Here is a 5,193-nt window from a genome sequence, read left to right on the forward strand (position 1 = left end):
TGTGTTTCAGTCGCCGAGCAGGCTTGTCAAGGCGGGAAAGCGTGCCTTGACAAGCTTGGTCGGCGACTAAAGATCGGCTGTGGATCGGGGGCGGGGGAGGTCTGGTTGGGATAGTCGCTTGCTTTGCGTTGTCGGGCGGCGGTTTTGTTGCAAAGAAAAAAAGCGCCCTCCCTGTTTTCGGGAGGGCGCCTTTTCTTTTTGCTAAATCAGCTGAAGGCCTTGGCGATCAGCGCCTTCTGCTCCACCTCGTGCACCTTCGACGAGCCGGCCGACGGGGCGGCCATCGGGCGCCGCGAGACCACGTCCAGCTTGCCGAGCACGTCCGGGAACATGCGCGGCAGGTGGAGGCCGAAGAACGGCCACGCGCCCTGGTTCTCGGGCTCCTCCTGGACCCACACGACCTCGGCGCCGGTGTAGCGCTCCAGCGCCGCCAGCAGCTTCTTCTTCGGCAGCGGGTAGTACTGCTCGATGCGCACGATGGCGACATCGTCAGCCTCGCGCTTGGCGCGCTCCGCCACCAGCTCCCAGTAGAGCTTGCCGGAGGTCAGCAGCACCTTCCGCACCTTGCCGGGCTCCACCTCGGCGTCGTCGATGACCGACATGAACTTCGAGTCGCCGGTGAAGTCCTCCAGGCCCGACGTCGCCGCCTTGTTGCGCAGCATCGACTTCGGCGTGAAGACGATCAGCGGGCGCTGGATGCCGTCCAGCGCGTGGCGCCGCAGCAGGTGGAAGTAGTTCGCCGGAGTGGACGGGACCGCCACGGTCATCGAACCCTCGGCGCACAGCGACAGGAACCGCTCGATGCGGCCCGACGTGTGGTCCGGGCCCTGGCCCTCGTGGCCGTGCGGCAGCAGCAGCACGACGTCCGACCGCTGGCCCCACTTCGCCTCACCGGACGAGATGTACTCGTCGATGACCGTCTGGGCGCCGTTGACGAAGTCACCGAACTGCGCTTCCCACAGCACGAGCGCGTCGCTGTTCGCCACCGAGTAGCCGTACTCGAAACCGACCGCCGCGTACTCGGACAGCGCCGAGTCGTAGATCATCACGCGGCCCTGGTCGTCGGCCAGGTTCTGCAGCGGCGCGTACTCCCGGCCGGTCTTCCGGTCGATCAGCACCGAGTGGCGCTGGGTGAACGTGCCGCGACGCGAGTCCTGACCGGACAGCCGCACCAGACGACCCTCGATCGCCAGCGAACCGAACGCCAGCAGCTCGCCGAAGGCCCAGTCGATGCCGCCCTCGCGGGACATCTTGTACCGCCGCTCCATGACCGGCTTGACGCGCGGGTGTGGGGTGAAGCCCTCGGGGACGTTGACGAACGCGTCGCCGATCCGCTCGATGACCTCGGCGGGCACCGCGGTCGGCACCTTCGCGGGCACCTGCTGCTCCTCCTCGACGGAGGGGCTCGGCGCGATCGGGTGCTTCTCCAGCTCGCGGACCTCGTTGAAGACGTGCTCCAGCTGGCTCGAGAAGTCCCGCAGCGCGGCCTCGGCCTCCTCGACGGAGATGTCACCGCGGCCGATCAGCGACTCGGTGTAGGTCTTCCGCACCGAGCGCTTCGTGTCGATGATGTCGTACATCGCCGGCTGCGTCATCGACGGGTCGTCGCCCTCGTTGTGGCCGCGCCGGCGGTAGCAGATCATGTCGATGACGACGTCCTTGTTGAACGCCTGGCGGTAGTCGACGGCCAGCTTGGCCACCCAGTGCGCCGCCTCCGGGTCGTCACCGTTCACGTGGAAGATCGGGGCGCCGATCATCTTCGCCACGTCGGTCGCGTACTGCGAGGAGCGCGAGTGCTCCGGCGCGGTGGTGAAGCCGACCTGGTTGTTGATGATGATGTGCACGGTGCCGCCGGTGCGGTAGCCGCGCAGCAGCGCCAGGTTCAGCGTCTCCGCCACGACACCCTGGCCGGCGAACGCCGCGTCACCGTGCAGCAGCACGGGCAGCACCGAGAAGCCGCCGGTGTCGCTGTCGCCCTTGTCGAGGATGTCCTGCTTGGCGCGGACGATGCCTTCGAGCACCGGGTCGACGGTCTCCAGGTGCGACGGGTTCGCGGTCAGCGACACCCGGGTCTCGCCGTCGCCGAACATGCGGAAGTACTTGCCCTCCGCGCCCAGGTGGTACTTCACGTCGCCGGAGCCGTGCGCCTGGCCCGGGTCGAGGTTGCCCTCGAACTCCTGGAAGATCTGCGAGATCGGCTTGCCGACGATGTTGGCCAGCACGTTCAGGCGGCCGCGGTGCGGCATGCCGATGACGACCTCGTCGAGCTCGTGCTCGGCGGCCTTGTCCAGGACGGTGTCCAGCATCGGGATGACGGTCTCGCCGCCCTCCAGCGAGAACCGCTTCTGGCCGACGTATTTCGTCTGCAGGAACGTCTCGAACGCCTCGGCCGCGTTCAGCTTCGACAGGATGTACTTCTGGACGTTGGGGTCCGGCTTGGCGTGCGGGACCTCCACGCGGTCCTGGATCCAGCGGCGCTCCTCCGGGTCCAGGATGTGGGTGTACTCGACGCCGACGGTCCGGCAGTAGGAGTCGCGCAGCACGCCCAGCACGTCGCGCAGCTTCATCTTCTGCTGGCCGGCGAACCCGCCGACCGCGAACTCGCGGTCCAGGTCCCACAGCGTCAGGCCGTGCGAGAGGACGTCCAGGTCCTCGTGGCGGCGCTGGCGGTAGTTCAGCGGGTCGGTGTCGGCCATCAGGTGGCCGCGCATCCGGTAGGCGTCGATCAGCTCCAGCACCCGGGCGGTCTTGTCGATCTCGCCCTCGGGGATGTCGGAGACCCAGCGGACCGGCTCGTAGGGCAGCCGCAGCGACGTGAAGATGTCGTCGTAGAAGCCGTCCTCGCCGAGCAGCAGCTCGTGGATGCGCTTGAGGTACTCGCCCGACTCGGCACCCTGGATGATGCGGTGGTCGTAGGTCGAGGTCAGCGTCATGATCTTGCTGATGCCCAGCTTGACGAGGGTCTCCTCGCTGGTGCCCTCGAAGTGCGCCGGGTACTGCATCGCGCCGACGCCGATGATCGCGCCCTGCCCGGCCTGCAGCCGCGGCACCGAGTGGTTGGTGCCGATGCCGCCCGGGTTGGTCAGCGAGATGGTGGTGCCGGCGAAGTCGTCCGCGGTCAGCTTGTTGTTGCGGGCCTTCTTGACGATGTCCTCGTAGGCCTGCCAGAACTGGCGGAACGTCATGTTCTCGCAGTTCTTGATCGAGGCGACGACCAGCGTGCGGCCGCCGTCCTTGCCCTTCATGTCGATGGCGAGGCCGAGGTTCACGTGCTCCGGCGTGACGGCGTGCGGCTTGCCGTCGACCAGGGCGTAGTGCCGGTTCATGTTCGGGAAGTCCTGCAGCGCCCGCACCATGGCGTAGCCGATGAGGTGCGTGAACGAGATCTTCCCGCCGCGGGTGCGCTTGAGGTGGTTGTTGATGACGATGCGGTTGTCGGCCATCAGCTTGGCCGGGACCGCGCGCACGCTGGTGGCGGTCGGCACGGCCAGCGAGGCGTCCATGTTCTTGGCGATCGCGGCCGCGGCGCCCCGCAGCTGCTTGCTCTCCGGCTCGGCGGCGGCCGGCTTCGTCGCCGCGGCGGCCGGCTTCGCGGCCGCGGGCTTGGCGGCGGCCGGCTTGGCGGGCTGCGCGGCCGGCTTGGCGGCGGGCTTCGGCTGGGCGGGCGCGGCCGGGGCAGTCGCAGCCTGGTTGACCTGGCCGTTGCCCGGCTTGGCGGGCTGCTCACGGACGGGCGCGGGTGCGGCGTCCGGCTTCGACTCCGTGGTCTGCGTCGGCTTGAAGTCCGAGAAGAACTCGTGCCATGCGGCGTCTACTGAATTGGGGTCGGCGAGGAACTGGTCGTACATCTCCTCGACGAGCCATTCGTTGGGGCCGAACTGTGACGCAGGGCTGCTGCTGGACACGGCAGGGACTCGCCTCTATCCATATCTCGATCTTGTTGTCCGCTTGATGCGCCTACCAGGCTAACCCCCTCGCGTTCGCCGTTGTGACCGAAGTGGCCCAAGTCCCGGGACTCAGGTTTGGGATTCCTCACTTGATCGGTCCAGCGCCCATCCGGACGAGTAAGGGACCTGCCGATACCGAGTACGGGGCCGGTGTGGAACCGGTACGGTCGCCGGACCGTCTGCAGGAAGAGCGGAAGGGGGTTCCGGTGGCGGACCTGTCGGACATCGAGCGCATGGTCGGCGACTGGGAGCGCAACGCGGTCGAGCGGTCGCAGCGCTTCCAGGCGATGCAGCACGAGGTCGAGCAGATCTCGATCACCGAATCGGTGGCGAACGGGGCGGTCAGCGTGACCGTCGGCAACAACGGCATCCCCACCGACGTGCGCATGACCGACGCCGTCCGCGGGATGAGCCCGGACGAGATCGCGGCGAACGTGCTCAAGGCGATGCAGAAGGCCCAGTCGAAGTACCCGCAGGTCATCCAGGAGATCGTGGCCGGGACGGTGGGCGAGTCGGACAGCGCGGCGCAGCACATCGTGCGGACCGCGGCCGAGAACTTCCCGGAGGCCCCGCCCGAGGACCCCGAGCCGCCTGCGCCGGGCCGCCAGCTGCGGATCGAGAGCGAGGCCGACGACGAGCCGCCGCGGCAGCCGCGCCGCCCGGCGCCGCCCCAGCGGCCCCGGCGCGATGACGACGACGGCGACTTCGGCGACCAGTCCTTCCTGCGACGCGACTAGGGGGAGCGATGACCAGCAGCTTCGCGCGGGGCGCGGGCACCAGGGCAGGTGGTTCGGCCGCCCGCGGCGCCGCCAACGGCTACGAGGTGCTCACCGACGAGCTCGGCACGCACGCGGGCAAGGTCGACGGGCTGGCAGAACGCTTGCAGACCGCTGTCGACGCGGCCCGCCAGGTGAGCATGGACAACAGCGCGTTCGGGGTGATCTGCCAGCCGTTCGCGATGATGCTCGACCCGTTCGAACAGATGGGCGTCCGCGCGCTGGAGACCGCGAAGGAGTGTGTCACCGGCACCGCGGGCAACGTCCGCACGGCGGCCACCAAGTACGACGGACAGGACGACAGCACCCGGCAGACGGTCAAGCAGCTGGGTGAGCCCCTGACATGAGCAACCCGCTCGTCGCGCAGGCCCAGTCGCAGACGACCGCGGTCACCGGCATCGGGATCCTCGAATCCGCGCAGGACCTGTCCAACGGGATCAAGGACGGGTCGTGGGTCGAGGGCGGGCTGG

The 5,193-nt window shown here is 68.5% G+C and carries 3 protein-coding genes; 2 read left to right on the forward strand and 1 reads right to left on the reverse strand.

Features of this window, described 5'->3' with window-relative positions:
- Positions 1-206: 206 nt before the first annotated feature.
- The gene (locus L2C96_RS43850; RefSeq protein ID WP_027936225.1) at positions 207-3,905 is read right to left on the reverse strand and encodes a multifunctional oxoglutarate decarboxylase/oxoglutarate dehydrogenase thiamine pyrophosphate-binding subunit/dihydrolipoyllysine-residue succinyltransferase subunit; all 3,699 of its coding nucleotides are present in this window, start codon (positions 3,903-3,905) and stop codon (positions 207-209) included.
- A 248-nt stretch (positions 3,906-4,153) separates the two neighbouring features.
- Between L2C96_RS43850 and L2C96_RS43855 the strand changes: the two genes are divergently transcribed.
- Together L2C96_RS43855 and L2C96_RS43860 are read left to right on the forward strand one after the other, a co-directional pair.
- Entirely contained in the window at positions 4,154-4,684 is a 531-nt protein-coding gene (locus tag L2C96_RS43855) for a YbaB/EbfC family nucleoid-associated protein (protein ID WP_020420482.1), read from the forward strand.
- An 8-nt stretch (positions 4,685-4,692) separates the two neighbouring features.
- Positions 4,693-5,070, forward strand: coding sequence for a type VII secretion target (locus L2C96_RS43860; protein WP_237340292.1), 378 nt, complete (start codon positions 4,693-4,695; stop codon positions 5,068-5,070).
- Positions 5,071-5,193 lie beyond the last annotated feature (123 nt).

This window comes from Amycolatopsis tucumanensis (assembly GCF_021654135.1).
Lineage (GTDB): Bacteria > Actinomycetota > Actinomycetes > Mycobacteriales > Pseudonocardiaceae > Amycolatopsis_E > Amycolatopsis_E tucumanensis.